This is a genomic window from Curtobacterium sp. MCLR17_054 (genome assembly GCF_003234335.2).
GTDB classification, from domain to species: Bacteria; Actinomycetota; Actinomycetes; order Actinomycetales; family Microbacteriaceae; genus Curtobacterium; species Curtobacterium flaccumfaciens.
The window spans coordinates 497,678-517,817 of sequence record NZ_CP126263.1 but is presented as its reverse complement, the minus strand read 5'-3'; the positions used below and the strand labels follow the sequence as shown (position 1 = coordinate 517,817).

The following is a 20,140-nucleotide window of genomic DNA, read 5'->3' as shown; positions in this document are numbered from 1 at the left end:
CGTGGGGTGGTCGGGCGGGGTGGGGAGGGGATCAGGCGGGTTCGGGGGCCGGGTGCGTGTGGAGCACCCGGACGGAGACCGCCGTCGGGTCGGTGTGGTCGAGTGCCGGCACGTCGCTGCCGGGCAGGGCTGCGGCCGCGGCACCGGTGGCGACGGCCTGTGCGAGACGCTGCTCGGGTGCGGCTCCGGCGACCTCGGCGAGCAGGTAGCCGGCGAGGGAGGAGTCCCCCGCTCCGACGGTCGACCGGGCGACGATCTTCGGTGCAGCGGCGGCGAACGCGCCCTCGTCGGAGACCAGCACGGCGCCGGCGCTGCCCAGGGTGAGCAGGACCGTGCCGACGTTCTTCCGCCGCAGCCGCTGGGCTCCGGCCACCGCGGCGTCGAGGTCGCGCTCGTACTCCTCGGGGTCGCCGCCGACGACCTCGGCGAGTTCCTCGGCGTTCGGCTTCACCAGGTCGATCCGTTCGCCCGACTGCAGCAGCGCGGTGAACGGCACCCCGGACGAGTCGACGGCGATCCGGACGTCGGCACCGTGGCGGGCACGGACGGCACGGACGAGCACGGCGAGTGCGTCGTCGGGCAGACCGGGCGGCAGCGACCCGGCGACCACGACCCAGCGTGCGGCGGGGCCGGTGGCGGTCGCAGCGGCGGTGTCGGCGACCAGCGCAGCGAGGTCGTCGAGGCGGCCGGCGAGCGAGGGGCCGGGTTCGTTGAGCTTCGTCGTGGTGCCGGTCGGCTCGGTCACGGTGACGTTCGAGCGGAGGGGCGCCCCGATCGGCAGCGCGGCGGTCGGGATGCCGCGGGTGGCCAGGCCGAGCAGGACCGGGTCGAGCTCGTCGCCGGGCAGGACGGCGACGGTGTCCCCGCCGCTCGCGACGACCACGCGGGAGACGTTGACGCCCTTGCCGCCGGGTTCCGCGGTGGACCGGGTCGCACGCTGGACGGCGCCGCGCTGCAGTTCACCGGCGAGCTCGATCGTGCGGTCGAGCGACGGGTTGGGGGTGACCGTGACGATGCGGGCGTTCATGCGACGACCACCTCGACGTCGGCGTCGGCGAGCGCGCCGGCGAGGTCGGCCGGGGGCTGCTCATCGGTGACGAGCGTGTCGATCTCGTCCAGGCGCGCGAACCGCATCAGGGCCTCCACGCCGTGCTTGGCGGCGTCGGCGAGCACCACGGCCCGTCGGGCGGCGAGCACGTAGGCGCCCTTCACGGCGGCCTCGTACTCGTCCGGGGTGCTCAGACCGAAGCCGGCGGACAGGCCGTTCGTGCCGATGAACGCCACGTCGGGCCGGAGCGCGCCGATCTGCTCGACGGTGGCCGTGCCGACGGCGGCGCTCGTGACGCCACGCACGCGGCCGCCGAGCAGGTGCAGTTCGAGGTGCTCGCTGTGCTGCAGGGTCGCGGCGATCGGCACCGAGTTCGTGATGACGGTGATGGTCGAGCCGGCGACCTCGGGCTCCCAGCGGGCGAGTTCGGAGGCGACGGCGGCGCAGGTGGTGCCGGCGTCGAGGGCGATCGAGCCGGTGAAGGTCGGCGGCACCAGGCGCATCGCGGCGCGGGCGATGGCGGACTTCGCGGTGCCGTGCTGGCCCTCGCGCTCGGCGACGCTGAGTTCGACGACGCTCGAGCGGCCGACGGGGACCGCTCCCCCGTGCACCCGGCGCAGGACCCCGGCGGACTCGAGGGCGTCGAGGTCACGGCGAACGGTCTCGGTGGTGACGTCGAAGTGCTCGGCCAGACCGGCGACCGACACGCGACCGGCGGACTGCAGCTCGGCGGCGATGGCGGTGTGCCGCTCGGTTGCGTACATGCCCGAACTCCTTCGTTCCGTTGGGTTTCGAGCACTGTACGTCTGAAACCCACAAGAACGCAACCGTTCCGTCACACAACCAACACGTCCACAGGTGCTGGACGTCCGAGCGCTACCCCTTCACGGCACCCGCCGTCATCCCGCTGACCAGCCGGCGCTGCACGATGAGGAAGAACACCACGACCGGGATCGAGAACAGCACGCTCGCCGCCATCAACCCACCGAAGTCGGTGCCCTTGTTCGTCGAGAACCCGGCGAGCCAGACCGGCAGCGTGTACATCCCCTGGTCCTTGAGCATCACGTACGCGATCAGGTAGTCGTTCCACGCCGCGATGAACGCGAACACGCTCGTGGCGATGACCCCGGGCATGACGAGTGGGAACAGCACGCTCCACAGGATCCGGAAGGTGCCGGCGCCGTCCACCTTCGCGGCCTCTTCGATCTCGACGGGGACGGCCACGAAGAAGCCGCGCATCACCCAGATCGAGAAGGGCAGCACGCTCGCCACGTACGCCAGGATCAGCCCGACGTAGCTGTTCAGCAGCCCCAGGGTCTGGAACGACAGGAAGAGCGGGATGAGCAGTGCGCCCGACGGGATCATCTGCACGAACAGGATCGCGACCAGGATCGCCCGCCGTCCGCGGAACCGGAACCGCGACAGTGCCGCCGACGCCAGGAACCCGACGACGATCGACAGCAGCACGGCCGCCACCACGACGATGGTGGAGTTCCGCAGGTAGACCAGGAAGCCCTCCTGCGTGAGCGCCCGCGTGAAGTTGTCGAGCGTCGGGTGCAGCGGTGCCCAGATCGGGGTCATCGTGGTGACCTCGTCGGCGGGCTTGAAGGCCGTGTTCACCATCCAGTAGATCGGGAACACCCAGACCAGGCAGAACACCACGGCGATGGTGTTCGCGACGATGCGCGGCTTGCGTTTGCGCACCCGCACGGGGCCCGGCGCGGATGCGCTGCCCGCACGGGGCGCCGTTCTCGAGACGGTCACAGGTCCTCCTCACCGCTGCGGACGAGCCGGCGGATGTAGTAGCTGGTGAGCACCCCGAGGATCAGGGTCGAGATCACGGCGATCGCCGCGCCCTGCCCGTAGGCGTTGGACACGAACGACTGCACGAAGGTCCAGATGCCGAGGGTCAGCGTGGCCTCCTCCGGTCCGCCGCGGGTGAGCAGCCAGATCTGGTTGAAGACGTTGAAGTCCCAGATCACCGACAGGATCGACACGAGCAGCAGCGTCGGCGCGAGGGCCGGCAGCGTGATCGCGCGGTACATCGTCCACACCGAGGCCCCGTCGAGCGCACCGGCCTCGTAGTACTCCGGCGCGATCTGGGACTGCGCGGCGTACAGCGTCAGCGCCACGAACGGCACGGCCTGCCAGATGACGAGCGTCAGCACGATCGTGTACGCCTGCCCCGGATGCGAGGCCCAGTTGTCCTGCGTGTGGTCGCCGAACACCCGCAGCTGCGTGATGAGCCAGTTGAGCACGCCGTAGAACGGCTGGAAGAGCCACTGCCAGACCAGGCTCGAGGCCACGTTCGGCATCGCCCAGGCCAGCACGAGCACGACGCTGACGACCGTGCGCATCGCGACCCCGAGACGGGTGAGCAGCTGCGCCACCCCCATGCCGATGACGATCGTGCCGAGGACCATCGCGCCCGTCACGAGCACGGTGCGCAGGATGACCGGCCAGAACGACGCGTCGGTCAGGACGTCCGTGTAGTTCGTCAGCCCGGTGAACCCGGCCTGCCCGGTGAAGATCGCCCGCAGCCCGTAGTCCTGGAACGAGATGACGACGAGCCGGACGAGCGGGTAGACGACGAGGGCCAGGAGCAGCAGCGCCGCCGGGGCCAGCAGGACGAGCGGCGCCCGCGACCCGACCGGCGACCGACGACCCGTGCCCCGCCCGCCTCGACGGGAACCCCGCGACGGACCCTGAACCGGTCCGCCGGCCTGCCCGCCGGTGACCGGCGCGGGCTGCTCCGCGTCGGTCACCGGCTCCGCAGTGGACGTCATCGCCTACGGCTGCGCGTTCAGCGCGGTCGTGAGGTGCTTCGAGAAGCCCTCGGCGGCCTGCTCCGGCGACTTCCGACCGGTGGCGACGTCGGCGAACATCGACTGGAACGAGGCGTCGCCCTCGATGGTGGCCCAGCCCGGGGTGGCCGGGGTCGGTCGGCTCGTACCGGCCGCCTCGAAGTACGGCTTGTGCAGCTCGTCGACGTCGCCGGCGACCGCGTCGAGCATCTCGGTGGAGTTCGGCTCCCAGCCGTCGACCCCGAACACCTGGTCCTGCTGGAACTCCTTCGAGGTCAGGATCTTCAGGTAGTACAGCGCGAGTTCCTGGTTCTTCGCCTTGGCCGGGATCCCCAGGTCGGAGCCGCCGAGGAACACCGGCTGCGTCTTCCCCGCCGTGGACGACGGCATCGGGAACGTGCCGATGCGATCGGCGAGCTCCGGCTTCGCCGTGGTGATCGAGCCGATCTCCCAGGCGGACCCGAGGAACGCCGAGGTGTTGCCCTGTGCGAAGACGTCGCTCTGCGAGGGCTTGTCGGTGTTGATGTCCTGGGTGGACTTCGCCGAGTACGCGTTCTGGAAGTCCTTCCAGGCGGTCAGGCCCTTCACCGCGTCCGCGGAGTCGAGCGTGCCGGTCCACTTCCCGCCCTTGTCCGTGGCGATCTCGCCACCGGCGTCCCAGACCCACTGCAGCCCGCCGTACCAGTACTGCCCGGGCATGTAGAAGGCGGAGAAGTCACTGGCCGGGTTGGCGGCCTTGACCTTGTCGAGGTCGGCCGTGAGCTCGTCGTAGGTGGTCGGCACGTCGGTCACACCGGCGTCCTTCCAGACCTGCTTGTCGTAGACCACGGCCCGGTTGCCGGCGAACAGCGGCGCCCCGTAGAGCTTGCCGTCGACGGTGGCGGGGCCCTCGAGCCCGGTGAGCCAGGTCTGGCCGTCCTTGAGCTCGTCGCGGTACGGCGTCAGGTCGGTCAACCCGCCGGCTGCCGCGTAGACCGGCACCTGCGTGTTGCCGAGGTCGACGACGTCGGGGGCGTCGCTCTGCGCGAGCGCCGTGGTGAGCTTGGTGGTGATCCCGTCCCACTGCTGGGTCTGGATCTTCACCTTCGCCCCGGTGTCGGCGGTGAACTGCTTGCCGGCGGCGTCGAGCACCTTGTCGCTCAGGTCGCCGTTCATCATCCAGACGGTGATGGTCTTGCCCTTGCCATCGGGTGTGCCGATGGACTTCGTGCCGCCGTCGGAAGCGGCGTTGCTCCCGGCGGAGCACCCGGTGAGGGCGAGCGCGCCTGCGAGGGCGAGCGCACCGAGTGCGGCGAAACGCGTTCGTGTCACGATGACTCCCTTGGTCCGACCTTTATGAAAGGACGTTGCGTATTCGCAATAGAAGACCCTGCACGGCCCCTTGTCAACCGTTGGATCGGTCCCTGTGACCGCTTTCGATCCGCGTGTTTCCGGGGCATCACGGATGTCGAACAGAACGACGCAGATGCTTGACCAGGTGGTCATGACCAGGCATGATCTGCGACTCACGTCCGGCGTGCGGAAGCGACCGCCTGGAGGCCCGGTGCCGGTCCGCCGGACCGGCACCGGGCCTCCCGTGCGCGCCTCCACCGCGCGCGTCAGACGGCCGCCAGGGCGGACGTCGGCGGGATCCGCGCCGCGCGTGCCGCCGGGTAGAGCCCGGAGACCCCGCCGATGACGACCGTGGCACCGAGTCCTCCGACGACGGCCCACACCGGCAGTGCGACCGGCCACCCCTGCGTGACGGCGAAGACGACCGTCACCGCGACGCCGAGCACGACGCCGGCCAGCCCGCCGAGGAACGACAGCAGCAACGACTCGACCAGGAACTGGTCGCGGATGCTCCGACGACGGGCCCCCAGCGCACGGCGGACGCCGACCTCGGCGCGGCGTTCCAGGACGGTGATCACCATCGTGTTCGCCACCCCGATGCCACCGACCAGCAGCGCCACCCCGCCGATGCCGACCAGCAGCCCGGTGAAGGAGTCGTCCGTGGCGTCCTTCGCGGCCAACGCGTCCGACGGCCGTGTCACGCCCACGTCCTGCGGTGCCCCGGGTCGGACCGCACCGGCGAGCAGGTCCCTCGACCGTTCGACGTGCGCCGGGTCGACACGCGTGTAGACCGCGGTCGGGGCCCCGTCGAAGCCCAGCTGCCCGGCGAACCCGCGCGGCACGAACACCCGCGAGTCGAGGTCCTCGGCGAGCGCGACGGGGTCGAGCACCCCGACCACCTGCACCCACCGCCCGCCGATCCAGACCCGGCTGTCCGGATGCAGGTCCTCCATGCCGAGGACCGCGGCCGCCCGTGCCCCCAGCACGACCTGCGGCGGCGCCCCGGCGGCGTCGTCGATCCACCGCCCGGCTGCGAGCTGCCCGCCGAGGACCCGTGGCACGTCGCCCCACGCGGCGAGCACCCCGAGGCCCTTCGTCTCGGGCGCCGGCACGCGGTCGTTCCGGTACACGCCGGTGTCCGGCACGGTGCCGACGGCGGCGGCCGACTCGACGTCGTCCTGCCGCAGCACCGACTCGAGTGCGGTGGACGGCAACGGGACCGGTTCACCGAGGCCCTGCGCCTGGGTGAGGGTGAGCACGTTCGTGCCGAGGGTGTCGAGCACCTGGTCGACCTTCGCCTTGCTCGACGACGAGATCCCGACGACCGCGAGCATCGCCGCGATGCCGATCGCGATGCCCAGCGCCGACAGCACGACACGTCCGGGCCGGGTCCGCAGCCCGAAGACGCCGAGGCGGAGCAGGTCGACCGCGCCCACGGACCGACGCCGGCTCATCGGGCGACCTCGGGCTCGATCATGCCGTCGCGCATCCTGACCTGTCGTGGCAGCGACGCCGCCAGGTCGAGGTCGTGCGTGATGACCACGACCGTCGTGCCCGCCGCGTTGAGCTCGCGCAGGAGCGCGACCACCGCGGCACCGGACGCCGTGTCGAGTGCACCCGTCGGTTCGTCGGCGAGCAGGATCGTCGGGTCGCCCACGACGGCCCGCGCGATGGCGACGCGTTGGCGTTCCCCGCCGGAGAGCTGGTGCGGTCGGTGGTCCACCCGGTGCGCCAGGCCCACTCGTCCCAAGGCCTCGACCGCTAGTCGGTGCCGCTCGCGCCGGGGCACGCCCTGGTAGAGCAGGCCGTCGGCGACGTTCTCGGTGGCGGTCGCGCCGGCCTGCAGGTGGAAGTGCTGGAAGACGAACCCGATGTGGTCAGCACGGAGTCCGGACAGGGCGTCGTCGGACATCGTCGCGACGTCGTTGCCGGCGATCGTCACCGTGCCGGACGTCGGACGGTCGAGGGTCCCGACGACGTTGAGCATCGTCGACTTGCCCGACCCCGACGGGCCGACGACCGCGACGAGTTCACCCGCGGTGACCTCGAGCGACACCCCGCGCAGGGCCCCGACGTCGCCGTAGGTCTTCGTGACGTCCCGGAGCGACAGCACGGCGGCGTTCATCCGGGGACCACCACGCGGTCGCCGGCGGCCAGGTCACCCGTGACCGCGATCCGTCCGTCCGCGCTGAAGCCGGGCTCGACCCGGACCCGCTCCGTCGTGCCGTCCCGCTGCACGACGTCGACGGCGTACCGACCACCGGCGCCCGCGACGAGTGCGGCGACCGGCACGGACAGGACGTCGTGCTCGGTGGTGCCCTTCGCGTCGACCTGCGCGGACGCTGCCGCGGGCAACGTGCGCTTCCCCGGGTCGAACGACACCGAGACGTCGACGGCCGTGCCGCCGTCCTCGCTCGTCGTCGGCTGCACGTCGACGACCGAACCGGGCATCGCCGCCCCGGCACCGTTCACCCGGACCTCGACGTCGGTGCCGACCGCGAGCCGCTCCGCGTCGCGCTGGGGAACGGTCGCCGTGACGACGCGCCGGGTGCTCGTGACCTGCAGCACGGCGGCCGCCGCACCCGCGCCGGCACCAGCGCCACCGGCCCCCGCCCCTGCGCCCGCTCCGCCGGCGATCCGTTCGCCGAGCCGACCGTCGACCGAGGCGACCCGGACCGCGCCGTCCACGAAGGCGACGTCGTCCGCCGTCAGCACCCCCGTCATCTCGTGTCCGCGGTCCTGCTGCCACTGCCGGACGGCTCGCGCGGTCCGTGGACCGAACCGGTCGTCCACGGACACGTCGTACCCGAGCGCGGCCAGGTTCTCGTTGAGCTGCCGCACGTCGGCGCCCTGCAGCCCACGCTGAAGGTCCCGCCAGAGCGGCACGGTGCCGTACATCGCACGGACGTCCCGCTCGTCGACGGCGTACAGGGCCCCGTCGCGTTCGATGACGTCACCCGCACGGGGCAGCCAGGTGATCGTGCCGGCGGCGGCACCGGGGACCCCCCTCCCCGCGCCGTACCCGAGCGTCCCGGCGAACACCTTCGAGTCGGTCAGGTCGCCGCGCGTGACCGTGGCGGTGGCTCCGGTCGACGCGGTCCCGCCGCGCGACCCGCTGCTGGCCGAGGCTCCCGGACCGCTCGGCACCGTGGCGAGGGCCCACGTCCCGGCCCCCGCGGCCACCGCCGCGACGAGGCACACCGACACGATCACCCGGCGACGGACGCGACGGTGGGTCACGACCCGGCTCCGCCCTGGACGGCCTCGAAGGCCGCGTCGGTGCAGGTGTGGGCGGCCTCGTCGAACGCCTCTTGGTCGTCGGGCTGGAACCGGTTCTGCGCCTCCTGGTCGTCCGGGAAGTCCGGGAACCCCTGCTCCCGCAGGCACTCCGCCGTCTTCCTCGCGATCTCCTCGCTGCCCGGCATCGGTTGCGCGGCCTGCGCGTCGCCGGCCGCTGCGGAGTCGTCGAGGCAGCCCTTGAGGTCCTCCTGGTACTGCTCGGGATCGACGCCGTCGGGTGCGCTGAGCTGCATCGACCCGCCACCCGTGCCGGGGTCGGGCATGTCGTAGCCGCGGTCGCGCATGCACTCGGCGAGGGCGACGCCGGGTGCCGCACCGCCGGACGCCGCAGTCCCGCCGGCGTCCGGTGACGCGTCCGGTGACGCGTCCGAGCAGCCGACCAGGAACAGGGGCAGCAGGACGACGGCCGCGGCCGCGCTCATCAGGGACCGGGTGCGCCGGGTGGTCGTCTTCGTGGTGTGGTTCATGCCTCCAGCACACCGGAACGGCTGTTTCGCCCCTCGTGCACGTCGGGTTGCACCGACGAAACACGGACCCGCACGAACAGCCCGCCGGTCGGCCGTGCGGTGATCGACAGCTGCCACCCGTGCGCGTGCACGATGGCGGCCACGATCGACAGCCCGAGACCGCTGTGCTGCCCGCGTGCGCCGTCCGTCCCGCCGCGGCGGAACGGTTCGACGAGCAACTCCGCCTCGTCCGCCGCGACCACCGGCCCACCGTTCTCGACGACGAAGCCGTCCGGCTCCGTGGTCACCAGGACGGCGCCGCCGGCTTCGTTGTACTCGACGGCGTTGCCGACCAGGTTGCGGAGCAGCTGCCGCAGCAGCGTCGGCTCCCCCGGGACGACCAGGCCGGGAGGCCCGGTGCAGCACTCGTGGGTCAGCGTCACCCCCGCCTCGGCCGCGTCCCGGGCCGCCCCCGCGACGACCTCGGCGGTCACCTCGTCGAGGTCGACGGCGCGCGTCGCGCCCGCCAGGCCACGATCGGCCTCGGCGAGCACGAGCAACGACTCGACCAACCGCTCGGTGCGGCGGTTCTGCTCCAGCAGCTCCGCCCGGACCGCTCGGACCTCCGCGGGGTCGGCGTCGTCGTGCAGGCCGATCTGCACCGCCGCGCGCTGCACCGCCAGGGGCGTCCGGAGTTCGTGGGACGCCTGGGCGACGAACCGGCGCTGGCTCTCGAACGCGGTCTCCAGGCGGGCCAGCAGGTCGTCGACGGTGTGCGAGAGCCGCCGGAGCTCGTCGTCGGGACCGTCCAGCGCGATGCGCTCGTGCAGGTTCGACGCCGAGATGCGGTTCGTGGTCGCGGTGATCCGGTCGATGGGCCGGAGGACCCGGCGGCTGACGAGCCAGCCGATGCCCCCGGCCGCGACCCCGGCACCCGCGATCCCGATCGCGGACCACTGCCACTGCTGCACGGCCACGAGCCGGATCACCGCCACCGCACCGTCGTCGTCGGTTCCGTCGACCTCGATCGGCGCCGGAGCGGTCGTGGCACCCGGCGATCCGGACGGCGGGCGCTGCACGGCCGCGGTGTCGAGGCCGGCACCGACACCGGCCAGCGACATGGTGTTCGTGAACAGGACGACCCCGGTCGCCAGCGCCATGGCCGCGAGCGCGAACGTCAGGGCCGTCCGGGTGCGGATGTTCCAGCCCCTGGCCCACCGGCTCACAGCGCGTAGCCCTGGCCGGGCACCGTCCGGATCGGGTCCGGGTCCCCGAGCTTCCGGCGGAGCTTCGACATCGTCACGCGGACCGCGGCGGTGAACGGGTCGGTGTTCACGTCCCAGACCTTCTCGAGCAGGTGCTCGGCGGAGACGATCCGACCGTCCGCGCGGAGGAGGGTCTCGAGCACCCCGAGTTCCTTCGAGGTCAGGTCGAGCGGCCGTCCGTCGCGCGTGGCCATCCGCCGGTTCGTGTCGACGACGAACCCCGCACGCTCGAGCACCGGGGCGACGGGTGCGACGCTCCGCCGACCGAGCGCGCGGACCCGGGCGACGAGTTCCGGGTACTCGAACGGCTTGGTCAGGTAGTCGTCGGCACCGAGCTCGAGCCCGTGCACACGGTCGCTCAACGTCGTCGCGGCGGTGAGCAGGAGGATCCGCGTGAGGGCGCCGCGCGCGGTGAGCCGCCGTGCGACCTCGTCGCCGTGCAGCCCGGGGACGTCACGGTCGAGCACGACGACGTCGTAGTCGTGCACCGCCAGCAGCTCGTCGGCGTCGTCGCCGCGGTAGGCGACGTCCACCGCCATGTCCTGCCGGGTCAGGCCCGTCGCGACCAGGTCGGCGAGGGCCCGTTCGTCGTCCACCACGAGTACGCGCATCGATACATCACACGTGACGTACCTTTGCCGGACCTGGGAAGCGGATCAGGCGTCGAACGGCACCTCACCGTGGTCACTGACGCCGGCACGCTGCCGGTAGGACAGGTGTCCGCCGAGGTACCCGCCGACACTGACGACGGCGAGACCCGCGAAGCCGAGCAGCTTGCCGGCACCGTGGTTGCCGCGCTTCCGCTGCAGCCACGACAGGCCGTACAACGACAGGCCGGTCCAGTTCACGGCCTGGTGCACCCATCCGGTGCGGAGCTGCTCGCGGTTCAGTTCGGACCAGTCGACGTAGCCGGCGACCGACGCGCTGCTCGCCGAGACGACCCCGACACCGACCAGGGTCTTGGCGGCCTTCGCGTTGCCCTTCCCGCCGACCAGGTCGAGCACCGCGGCGGAGATCCAGGCACCGAGGGGCACCTGCACCATGAGCGGGTGGATCGGGTGGCCGAACGGCACACCGTGCAACAGCTGGCGCAGCGCCTTCGGCTTGGCGAGGGCGTTCACGACGGCACGGTCGATGTCGACGGCCTTGTCGAGCACGCTCGCGTGCTCGACGGCGTCGGTGAGGCGACGGATCGCGCGGATCTCAGGCATGCCGTGGACGGTAGACGAACGGCCCGTCACCGGTCCCAGGAACCGGTGACGGGCCTCCTGTCCGTCGTGGTGGGCTACTCCTCGACGATCTCGGCCAGCTCGAAGGGCTCGACGGTCAGGCCGTCGCCGTCCGCGGCGACGTCCACCCGGACGGTGTCGCCGTCACGGACGTCACCCGACAGGATGGCGCGTGCCAACCGGTCGTCGATCTGCCGCTGCATCAGGCGACGCAGGGGCCGCGCGCCGTACAGCGGGTCGTACCCGCGCTCCGCGAGCCAGCCGCGCGCCTCCGGGGTGACGGCGAGCTCGAGTCGGCGGTCGGTCAGGCGACGAGCCAGCCGGTCGACGTAGAGCGACACGATCTGCCCGAGGTCGTCGGCCGTCAGGGCCTGGAACACCACGATGTCGTCGAGCCGGTTGATGAACTCCGGCCGGAACGCCTGCTGCACGAGTTCACGGACCGCCTCTTCCCGCTGCGCGTCGCTCAGGGACAGGTCCGTCATGAACTGCGACCCCAGGTTCGACGTCAGCACGAGGATCGTGTTCCGGAAGTCGACGGTGCGCCCCTGGCCGTCGGTCAGTCGCCCGTCGTCGAGCACCTGCAGCAGCACGTCGAACACCTCGGGGTGCGCCTTCTCGATCTCGTCGAGCAGGATCACCGAGTACGGACGGCGGCGGACCGCCTCGGTCAGCTGTCCACCGGCCTCGTACCCGACGTACCCGGGCGGGGCACCGATCAGGCGGGCGACGGAGTGCTTCTCGCCGTACTCGCTCATGTCGATGCGGACGAGGGCCTTCTCGTCGTCGAACAGGAACTCGGCGAGCGCCTTGGCCAGCTCGGTCTTGCCGACACCCGTCGGTCCGAGGAACAGGAACGAACCGGTCGGGCGGTCCGGGTCGGAGATGCCGGCGCGGGTGCGACGGACGGCCTCGGACACGGTGGTCACGGCGGTGCGCTGCCCGATGATCCGGCGGCCGAGCTCGCTCTCGAGGTGCAGGAGCTTCTCGGTCTCGCCCTGGAGCAGTCGGCCGAGCGGGATGCCCGTCCACTGCGCGATGACGGCGGCGATGTCCTCGTCGGTGACGCTGTCGTTCACCATCCGGTCGGCGCTCTCGGCCTGTTCGGCGGCGGCGAGCTCGGCCTCGATTCGGGGCTTCTCGCCGTACTCCAGCCGGGAGACGAGTTCGTAGTCGGCCTCGCGCTGGGCTCGCTGCGACCGCATGTTCAGGTCGTCGAGCTGCTGCTTGAGCTCACCGATCCGGTTCAGGCTCGCGCGCTCGGCCTGCCAGCGCTGTTCGAGCTCGGCCAGCCGTTCCTCGCGCGTGTGCAGCTCGTTGCGCAGGGTCTCGAGGCGGGCCTTCGAGGCGTCGTCCTTCTCCTGCTTGAGCGCGAACTCCTCGACACGCAGACGGTCGACGTTCCGCTTCAGCTCGTCGATCTCGACGGGGCTGGAGTCGATCTCCATGCGGAGTCGGCTCGCGGCCTCGTCGATCAGGTCGATGGCCTTGTCGGGCAGCTGCCGGCCGGAGATGTACCGGTTCGACAGGCTCGCGGCCGCGACCAGCGCGGAGTCGTTGATCGTCACCTTGTGGTGCGCCTCGTAGCGTTCCTTGAGTCCGCGGAGGATCGCCACGGCGTCCTCGACGCTCGGCTCACCGACGTAGACCTGCTGGAAGCGACGCTCGAGCGCGGCGTCCTTCTCGATGTACTCGCGGTACTCGTCGAGGGTCGTCGCGCCGATGAGCCGGAGCTCACCGCGGGCGAGCATCGGCTTGAGCATGTTCGACGCCGCGACGGACCCCTCGCCGCCACCGGCACCCATCAGGGTGTGCAGCTCGTCGATGAACGTGATGACCTGCCCGTCGGAGTCGTTGATCTCCTTGAGCACGGCCTTGAGCCGCTCCTCGAACTCGCCGCGGTACTTGGCGCCGGCGATGAGGGCGGAGATGTCGAGCGAGATGAGTCGCTTGTCCTTGAGGGAGTCGGCGACGTCCCCGGCGACGATGCGCTGCGCGAGCCCCTCGACCACGGCGGTCTTGCCGACGCCGGGCTCGCCGATGAGCACGGGGTTGTTCTTGGTGCGGCGCGTGAGCACCTGGGAGACGCGCCGGATCTCGGAGTCGCGGCCGATCACGGGGTCGAGCTTGCCGCTGCGGGCGATCGCCGTGAGGTCGATGCCGTACTGCTCGAGGGCGGTCTTCTGTCGTTCTTGCGAGTCAGGAGCGCCCTGGAGGTTCGCCATGCGTTCCGTCCTTTCGTTGCGGTGGTCCTGGAGTTGAGTCTACTCCACTCAACTTACGTGCGCTCCGGGACATTCCGGATCCCGACGGCGCAGACGACGGCACCGGCCGCCAGCAGGAGCGCCATCACCACCATGGCCCGGTGCAGCCCGTCGACGCTCACCTCACCGCCGAGCACCACGCCGGCCAGTGCCACCGTCACGAGTCCGGCGATCCGCGCGACCGCGTTGTTCACGGCCGAACCGGACCCGGCCTCGGACTGCGGCACCGATCCGAGCACCGCACTGGTCAGGGGCGTGACCATCAGGGCGATGCCCACGCCGATCAGCACCAGTCCGGGGAACACCGACCACCAGTACCCGGTCGGGTCGTCGCCGGCGAGCAGCAGCAGGAGCGCCGCGACCGCGCCGACCGCCGGACCGGCGGCCATGAACCACCGCGGGCCGAACCGACCGGCGAAGGACCCGACGGCGGTGGACAGCGCGAGCAGCATGATCGTCGGCGGCAGCGTCGCGAGGCCGGCGAGCCAGGCCGGGAACCGCCAGACCTCCTGCAGGAACAGGGTGACGACGAAGAACACCATGCCGAGCGCCCCGTAGATGGACAGCGTCGCGAGGTTGCCGACCGTGAAGTTCCGCGCCCGGAACAGCTCCAGCGGCACGAGCGGCGAACCCGTGGCCCGCGTCACCCGGAGCTCCCACGGCACGAACGCCACGAGTGCGGCGGCGCCGAGCACGAGCGCGCCGACCACCACGGGCGCACCCCACCCCAACCGCTCCTGCTCGATGAGCCCGAGCACGACACCGCCGACACCCACCACGGCGAGCACGGCCCCGACGACGTCGATGCGCGGGCGGACAGCGGGGTGCACGTCACCGGTGATGCGCAGGACCAGCGGGATCGTCACGGCGATCGGCACCGCGGTGAGCACGAAGACCCACCGCCACCCGATGCCGTCCACCACCAGCCCCCCGACCACGGGGCCGAGGATCGTGGCCGCGCTCGACCACGCCGTCCACGTGCCGATGGCCTTCGCCTGCGCCGCCCCGCGGAACGCCGCGACGATGAGGGCGAGCGCGCTCGGCATGACGAGCGCCCCGCCGACGCCCTGCAGCGCCCGGGCGACGATGAGCACCTCACCGGTCGGGGCGATCGCGCACACCACGGACGCGATGCCGAAGACCACGAGCCCCCACGTGATGATCCGGACTCGGCCGAACAGGTCGGACAGGCTGCCGGCGACCAGGATGAGCGAGCCGAGGGTGACCAGGTACGCGTCGACGACCCACTGCTGCACGACGAGTCCGCCGCCGAGCTCCTGCCGGATCGCGGGGAGTGCGACGTTCACGACGCTCGAGTCGAGCCCGACGACGAACGACGCCAGGATCGCCACCACCAGCACGATCCGCCGGTCGTCCCGGAGCGGCGCGACGCCGTGCGGCACGGGGGCCGGAACGGGAACGGGAACGGTCATGTGCTCATCCTGCGGCACCGGGTACCCCGCGGTCGATCCCGCACGACGAAGCCCCCGCGACCGATGTGGTCGCGGGGGCTGCCGACAGGACGGGGCTGGGTGTCCTAGCGCCGGGAGTCGGTGTTCGGCTGCGCGGTCGGCCCCGGGTTCAGGACCGGACCGGCGGCGGGCTCGGCGGGGACGTTCTGGACGGTGCTGTTCTGCACCGTGCCGTCCGGAGCCGTGCCGTTGGCCTGGGCCTTCTTCTCGTCGTCGGACATCTCCTTCTTGAAGATGTTGATCGACTGGCCGAGGCCCTTGGCGAGCGCCGGGAGCTTGGTCGCGCCGAACAGCAGGATGACGATCCCGAGGATGATCAGCAGGTGAAGGCCGGTCAGGTTACCAATCATCATGACTCCTTGATCTGGAACTGGTCGCCGTCCGCTGATCGTCGTCGATCACCGCGGCGGAAGTCCGTGTCCCCCCATGGTAACTCTCCCGCCCCTGGATGCCCAGGCCGGTCCTCGGAACGGACACCGTTCGTCCAGGGAAGCGCAGGGCTCAGTACGCGCCCCGGGACCGGAGCACCGACGGGACGGTGCGGGCGAGGATCACGAGGTCGTGCAGGAACGACCAGTTCTCGACGTAGTGCAGGTCGAGCCGCACCCCTTCGGCCCAGTCGAGGTCCGATCGGCCGCTGACCTGCCACAGACCGGTGATGCCCGGGGTCACGAGGAGCCGGCGGTCGGCGAAGTCCTCGTACAGCGCGACCTCGCGCGGCAGGGCCGGTCGGGGGCCGACCAGGCTCATCGAACCGGTGAGGACGTTCCACAGCTGCGGCAGTTCGTCGAGCGAGGTCCGTCGCAGGAACGCACCGACCCGGGTCACCCGCGGGTCGTCCTGCATCTTGAACAGCGGACCGGCGCCCTGGTTCTCGGACTGCAGGGCAGCCATGCGCGCCTCGGCGTCGACGCACATCGTCCGGAACTTCAGGATCGGGAACTCCGTGCCACCGCGACCGACGCGGACCTGCCGGAAGAAGACCGGACCGCCGTCGCCGGCGCGGACCGCCAGCGCGACCGCGGCCAGGACCGGGGAGAGCAACGTCAGGCCGAGCACGGCGCCGACGACGTCGAGTGCCCGCTTGCCCATCCGGCGACGGTAGTCGGGGGTCTCGACGTGCATGAGCGGCAGCCCGTCGACGGGGCGCTCGTGCACCCGCCCGGCGGCGATGTCGGCCAGGGGAGAGGACACCACGAGCTCGACGCCGTGCTCCTCGAGCTGCCACCCGAGGCGACGGAGGCGCGCGTGCCCACCACGGACAGCACCCGCGACGACGACGGCGGAGACGCCCTCGGCCCGCGCGTGCGCGAGCACGTCATCGATGCCGCCGACGACCGGAGCCGTTGCCGCCCCCAGGTCGACCTGGGCTCCGGCCGGAGCGCAGTCCGTGACGACGGCACGCACGCGGTAGCCGGCACTCGGCGCAGCGGCGATGCGCGCGCCCACGTACCGGACGTCCTCGGCGTCGCCGACGATCAGGACGTCCTGCAGGTGCTCACCCCGGGCGCGGCTCCGGGCCAGAACCGTCCGGACGCCCTTGCGACCGAGCGCCAGGAACGCGAGCCCCAGCGGGAACGCGATCGCGACGTACCCGCGGGCCAGGTCGAGCTGCGCTGCGTACGCCACGACCGCGACACCGGCGATGGCGACGAGGCTCGCGGTGACGAGTCGGCGGTACTCGTCGCCGCCGATGCCGGCGATCCGCGGGTCGCGGGTGCGGAACACCGAGAGGAGGAGCATCCAGACCACGACGATGGCGGGGGCCACGACGAACTCGAACCAGCCCGACCGCGGCCGGACGGATGCGAGCTCCCAGGGGAACCGCACGACGTGGGCGATGACGAACGCGGTGAGCAGCAGCACGAGGTCGAGCAGCGCCAGTGCGGGGACGAACCCTCGGCGTGCCCCCGCCGGAGCGACCGTCCGGTGCGACGCGGTGGCCGGAGCAGCTCCGGAAGGGAACGCCACGGGCACGGTCGGGGGCAGCACGGTCGGCACCGCCCCGGTGGGTGGGCGCATCGCGAGCGACATCTGGGGCCTCCTGTCGACCGGTCGACGAGGTGGTCGACCGGACGCCGGAGTCGCTCAGGTCACGACATCGAGCGGCGCACCCTTGAATATATCACCGTGTCGTTCTGCATATCAACGGACGAGCGCGCGGTCCAGGCTCCACAGCACGGGCGCCTCGCGGAGCGCCGGGATGTCGGCCTCGGTCACACCGCCGAGCCGGAACACCACCCGCTCGCCGGGCAGCAGCGTCATGAACCCGCGGTCGACCGTGCCGTCGGCCGCGACCCGGTCCGGCTGCACCAGCAGGTCGCGGACGAGCGAGTCGGCCTCGACGGTCAGGTCCAGGCCACCGTCGACCACCGCGAACGAGGTCCGGTAGCGCGCGGGCTCCCACCGCATCGCGGCGTCGGGACCAGGGGTCCAGACCGCGCGGCGCCAGTCCATGTCCGCGATGACGAGCTCGTTGGCCGGGTCGTCCACGACACCGACCGACTCGGGCAGGGCGACGACCGCGACGCCGGCCGACGACAGCCGGACCGGCAGCGATGCCTCGGCCAGGATCGTGCCGGCCGTGGTGATCCGGCGCACCCGCACCACGCTGTCGTGCCCGGTGCGGGTCGACCGGACGGCCACCTCGACGGGCGAGGACCCGAACGCACCGGGTGAGACGCCCAGCGAGAGCGTGTCCGCGAGCTCGCCCAGGTCGGCCGTCTCGCCGACCGCAAGCGACGCACCCGGGTGATCCGGGCCTCCAGTCCGCTCCGCACCCGACGGTCCCGACGCACCCGACGCACCTGACGCGGCGACCCCGCCCGACGCACCAGCGGTACCGGCCGCACCCGGCGTCACCGTCACCGACGACACCGGACGGATCGTCAGCAGCACGTCGTCGTACAGGCGGCGCAGCTCGTGCGCCAGCGGCTTCAGCCGCCCCGCCGAGTCGATCGCCGACCACGACGACACCGGCCACAGGTCGTTCAACTGCCACACCACGACGCCCGTGTTGCGCGGCCAGTGCGTGCGCCAGTGCTCGATGCCGGTCGCGATCGCCCGCGCCTGCTGCAGCTGCGTCAGGTAGTGCCACGCGTCGAACGCGGCCGGGTCGACCGCGCCGAAGCGCGGCTCCAGCCCGCGGGCCAGCTTGGCCATCCCGTCCGCGGCCTTCTGGTGGTGGACCACACCGGGCGAGTCGACCCGCAGCGGCGCGTCCGTGATCGCGTCGCGCAGCGTGCGCCAGGCGGGCGGCGCCTGCCAGCCGAACTCCGACACGAACCGCGGCACCGACTCGCGGTAGGCGGTGTCGGGCAGCCGGTTCCAGACGTCCCACGAGTGGTGCGTCTCGTGGTCGACCTCGTTCGCGGGCAGCGACTCGGAGCCGGACCACGGCGACGCGACCGTGTAGAAGCGCGACGGGTCGACCGCGTCGACGATGGTCGGCAGCAGGTCGAGGTAGTAGTCGAGTCCCCAGCCACGATCGCCCAGCTCCGCACCCCAGCCGTCGGCGTCGTGCAGCCAGATGTTCTCGTTGTTGCCGTTCCAGACCACCAGCGAGGGGTGGCGGGCGAGCCGGGCGACGTTGTCACGCGCCTCGGCGATGACCTCGCTGCGGATCGGCTCGACCTCGGGGTAGGCCGAGCACGCGAACGGGAAGTCCTGCCAGACGAGCAGTCCGAGTTCGTCGCAGACCTCGTAGAAGTCGCGCGATTCGTACACTCCGCCGCCCCAGACGCGCACGAGGTTCGTGCCGAGCGAGGCCGCGGCACCCAGCCGGGACTCCAGTCGGGCGCGGTCGACGCGCGAGACGATGACGTCGTCGGGGATCCAGTTGACGCCCCGGACGTCGATGAGCGTGCCGTTGACGTGCACGGCGAAGGGGCGGCCGATGCCGTCGACCTGGGTCTCGATGCGGGTGGACCGGAACCCGGTGCGGAACGTGTCGCGGTCGAGCACCTCGCCGTCGACGGTCTGCAGCTCGACCACGACGTGGTACTGCGGCTGCGCGCCGTAGCCGCGCGGCCACCAGCGCCGCGCCTCGGGGACGCGCACGGTGACGACCGTCTCGTCGTCCTTCGGGGTCAGCTGCGCGCGGGACCGCTGGCGTGTGGTGCCGCCGTCCTCGGTCTCCCCGCTGACGGTGACGACGAGCACGAGGTCGTCGTCCTCGCCGTCCTGGTCCAGGTCGTTCATGCCCGAGCGCTCGACGGTGATGTGCGCGTCGAGCACGCCCTCGCCGGCCTCGACGTCGACGAGCGGGCGGACCTCGCGCAGGCGCGCGGTCGACCAGCGCTCGATCGCGACCGGCCGCCAGGGGCCGCTCGTGACCGCCGTCAGCCCCCAGTCCCAGCCGAAGTTCGACGCCATCTTGCGGACGTACGGGAACGGCTCGTCGTACGGACCGGGCATGCTGCCGGCCTTCGCGGCGACCCGGCCGGCCTCGCGGTAGGGCGACTCGAACAGGATCTCGAGGTCCTTCGTGGTGCCGCCGGATCCCGTCTGCACGCGGGCGTCGAACCGGTACCGGCGGTGCATGTTGCGGGTCGTGCCCACGACGACGCCGTCCAGGCTGAGCTCCGCGACCGTGTCCAGGCCGTCGCAGACCAGGTCGACGCGCTCGTGGCCCCGCGGGTCGACGTCGACCGTGCGGCGGTAGGCCCAGTCGGCGCGGCCGACCCACTTCGCGGCCTGCTCGTTCAGGTGGAACGTCGGGTCCGGCAGCAGGCCCTCCCGCTCCAGGTCGGTGTGGACCTGACCCGGCACCGTCGCCGGGATGGTGCGGCCCGCGACGCCGTCCGGCGCACCGGTTCCTCCGGCCATCGTCACGGTCCAGTCGTCGCGGAGTTCCTCGCGTTCGAGGGTCATGCGGGTCCTTCTCTTCGGCGGCAGGGTGTCCGTCAGCCTCGGTCGGGGACGCCGACCGGCGGTCCGACCCGCGGCCGGTTCCCACGGCCTGGAGGCTCGGCACCGGTT

At 71.9% G+C, this 20,140-nt stretch carries 17 protein-coding genes; all 17 read right to left on the bottom strand.

Going from position 1 to position 20,140, the window contains the following annotated elements; translation table 11 throughout:
* Positions 1-31: 31 nt before the first annotated feature.
* On the bottom strand, positions 32-1,027 hold the full coding sequence (locus DEJ08_RS02530) for a 1-phosphofructokinase family hexose kinase (protein WP_071404330.1): 996 nt from the start codon (positions 1,025-1,027) through the stop codon (positions 32-34).
* Positions 1,024-1,812 carry a DeoR/GlpR family DNA-binding transcription regulator gene (locus DEJ08_RS02525; RefSeq protein ID WP_071404329.1) on the bottom strand — a complete coding sequence of 263 codons (789 nt, stop codon included), beginning with the start codon at positions 1,810-1,812 and terminating at the stop codon, positions 1,024-1,026. The genes DEJ08_RS02530 and DEJ08_RS02525 overlap by 4 nt, the downstream gene beginning before the upstream one ends.
* Positions 1,813-1,924: 112 nt before the next feature.
* The gene (locus DEJ08_RS02520) at positions 1,925-2,812 is read right to left on the bottom strand and encodes a carbohydrate ABC transporter permease (RefSeq protein ID WP_241660478.1); all 888 of its coding nucleotides are present in this window, start codon (positions 2,810-2,812) and stop codon (positions 1,925-1,927) included.
* Positions 2,809-3,834 carry a carbohydrate ABC transporter permease gene (locus DEJ08_RS02515; RefSeq protein WP_111046172.1) on the bottom strand — a complete coding sequence of 342 codons (1,026 nt, stop codon included), beginning with the start codon at positions 3,832-3,834 and terminating at the stop codon, positions 2,809-2,811. Before DEJ08_RS02515 ends, DEJ08_RS02520 begins: the two co-directional genes overlap by 4 nt.
* A 3-nt stretch (positions 3,835-3,837) precedes the next feature.
* Positions 3,838-5,163 carry a sugar ABC transporter substrate-binding protein gene (locus tag DEJ08_RS02510; protein ID WP_220035430.1) on the bottom strand — a complete coding sequence of 442 codons (1,326 nt, stop codon included), beginning with the start codon at positions 5,161-5,163 and terminating at the stop codon, positions 3,838-3,840.
* 287 nt (positions 5,164-5,450) lie between these two features.
* Positions 5,451-6,638: an ABC transporter permease gene (locus DEJ08_RS02505; RefSeq protein ID WP_181438917.1), complete on the bottom strand. Its 1,188-nt coding sequence runs from the start codon at positions 6,636-6,638 to the stop codon at positions 5,451-5,453.
* On the bottom strand, positions 6,635-7,309 hold the full coding sequence (locus DEJ08_RS02500; RefSeq protein ID WP_111053863.1) for an ABC transporter ATP-binding protein: 675 nt from the start codon (positions 7,307-7,309) through the stop codon (positions 6,635-6,637). Before DEJ08_RS02500 ends, DEJ08_RS02505 begins: the two co-directional genes overlap by 4 nt.
* Positions 7,306-8,424 carry a peptidoglycan-binding protein gene (locus tag DEJ08_RS02495; RefSeq protein ID WP_111053864.1) on the bottom strand — a complete coding sequence of 373 codons (1,119 nt, stop codon included), beginning with the start codon at positions 8,422-8,424 and terminating at the stop codon, positions 7,306-7,308. The genes DEJ08_RS02500 and DEJ08_RS02495 overlap by 4 nt, the downstream gene beginning before the upstream one ends.
* Positions 8,421-8,951: a hypothetical protein gene (locus DEJ08_RS02490; protein ID WP_111039432.1), complete on the bottom strand. Its 531-nt coding sequence runs from the start codon at positions 8,949-8,951 to the stop codon at positions 8,421-8,423. The genes DEJ08_RS02495 and DEJ08_RS02490 overlap by 4 nt, the downstream gene beginning before the upstream one ends.
* Positions 8,948-10,156, bottom strand: a complete 1,209-nt coding sequence (locus DEJ08_RS02485; RefSeq protein ID WP_111053865.1) for a sensor histidine kinase — start codon at positions 10,154-10,156, stop codon at positions 8,948-8,950. The genes DEJ08_RS02490 and DEJ08_RS02485 overlap by 4 nt, the downstream gene beginning before the upstream one ends.
* A complete protein-coding gene (locus tag DEJ08_RS02480; protein WP_111029730.1) occupies positions 10,153-10,806 on the bottom strand; it encodes a response regulator transcription factor in 654 nt (217 codons plus the stop codon). Before DEJ08_RS02480 ends, DEJ08_RS02485 begins: the two co-directional genes overlap by 4 nt.
* Positions 10,807-10,851: 45 nt before the next feature.
* Positions 10,852-11,406: a DUF2231 domain-containing protein gene (locus DEJ08_RS02475; RefSeq protein ID WP_071404319.1), complete on the bottom strand. Its 555-nt coding sequence runs from the start codon at positions 11,404-11,406 to the stop codon at positions 10,852-10,854.
* A 74-nt stretch (positions 11,407-11,480) separates the two neighbouring features.
* Positions 11,481-13,649, bottom strand: coding sequence for an ATP-dependent Clp protease ATP-binding subunit (locus DEJ08_RS02470; protein ID WP_111039430.1), 2,169 nt, complete (start codon positions 13,647-13,649; stop codon positions 11,481-11,483).
* Positions 13,650-13,702: 53 nt separating this feature from the next.
* Complete coding sequence (locus DEJ08_RS02465; protein WP_181438918.1) at positions 13,703-15,121, bottom strand: MFS transporter; 1,419 nt, start codon at positions 15,119-15,121, stop codon at positions 13,703-13,705.
* A 104-nt stretch (positions 15,122-15,225) separates the two neighbouring features.
* Positions 15,226-15,510 carry a twin-arginine translocase TatA/TatE family subunit gene (gene tatA / locus DEJ08_RS02460; RefSeq protein ID WP_111029830.1) on the bottom strand — a complete coding sequence of 95 codons (285 nt, stop codon included), beginning with the start codon at positions 15,508-15,510 and terminating at the stop codon, positions 15,226-15,228.
* Positions 15,511-15,661: 151 nt separating this feature from the next.
* Positions 15,662-17,194, bottom strand: a complete 1,533-nt coding sequence (locus tag DEJ08_RS02455) for a sugar transferase (RefSeq protein WP_111053867.1) — start codon at positions 17,192-17,194, stop codon at positions 15,662-15,664.
* Between the two features lie 111 nt (positions 17,195-17,305).
* Positions 17,306-20,032: a glycoside hydrolase family 2 protein gene (locus DEJ08_RS02450; protein ID WP_111053868.1), complete on the bottom strand. Its 2,727-nt coding sequence runs from the start codon at positions 20,030-20,032 to the stop codon at positions 17,306-17,308.
* Positions 20,033-20,140 lie beyond the last annotated feature (108 nt).

Excerpts from the sequence above, each read along its gene's own strand:
- DEJ08_RS02505 (WP_181438917.1), bottom strand. The coding sequence starts at position 6,638 with ATGAGCCGGCGTCGGTCCGTGGGCGCGGTCGACCTGCTCCGCCTCGGC.
- DEJ08_RS02450 (WP_111053868.1), bottom strand. The coding sequence starts at position 20,032 with ATGACCCTCGAACGCGAGGAACTCCGCGACGACTGGACCGTGACGATG.
- DEJ08_RS02515 (WP_111046172.1), bottom strand. The coding sequence starts at position 3,834 with ATGACGTCCACTGCGGAGCCGGTGACCGACGCGGAGCAGCCCGCGCCG.
- tatA (WP_111029830.1), bottom strand. The coding sequence starts at position 15,510 with ATGATTGGTAACCTGACCGGCCTTCACCTGCTGATCATCCTCGGGATC.
- DEJ08_RS02465 (WP_181438918.1), bottom strand. The coding sequence starts at position 15,121 with ATGACCGTTCCCGTTCCCGTTCCGGCCCCCGTGCCGCACGGCGTCGCG.
- DEJ08_RS02500 (WP_111053863.1), bottom strand. The coding sequence starts at position 7,309 with ATGAACGCCGCCGTGCTGTCGCTCCGGGACGTCACGAAGACCTACGGC.
- DEJ08_RS02490 (WP_111039432.1), bottom strand. The coding sequence starts at position 8,951 with ATGAACCACACCACGAAGACGACCACCCGGCGCACCCGGTCCCTGATG.
- DEJ08_RS02530 (WP_071404330.1), bottom strand. The coding sequence starts at position 1,027 with ATGAACGCCCGCATCGTCACGGTCACCCCCAACCCGTCGCTCGACCGC.
- DEJ08_RS02470 (WP_111039430.1), bottom strand. The coding sequence starts at position 13,649 with ATGGCGAACCTCCAGGGCGCTCCTGACTCGCAAGAACGACAGAAGACC.
- DEJ08_RS02480 (WP_111029730.1), bottom strand. The coding sequence starts at position 10,806 with ATGCGCGTACTCGTGGTGGACGACGAACGGGCCCTCGCCGACCTGGTC.
- DEJ08_RS02455 (WP_111053867.1), bottom strand. The coding sequence starts at position 17,194 with ATGTCGCTCGCGATGCGCCCACCCACCGGGGCGGTGCCGACCGTGCTG.
- DEJ08_RS02525 (WP_071404329.1), bottom strand. The coding sequence starts at position 1,812 with ATGTACGCAACCGAGCGGCACACCGCCATCGCCGCCGAGCTGCAGTCC.
- DEJ08_RS02475 (WP_071404319.1), bottom strand. The coding sequence starts at position 11,406 with ATGCCTGAGATCCGCGCGATCCGTCGCCTCACCGACGCCGTCGAGCAC.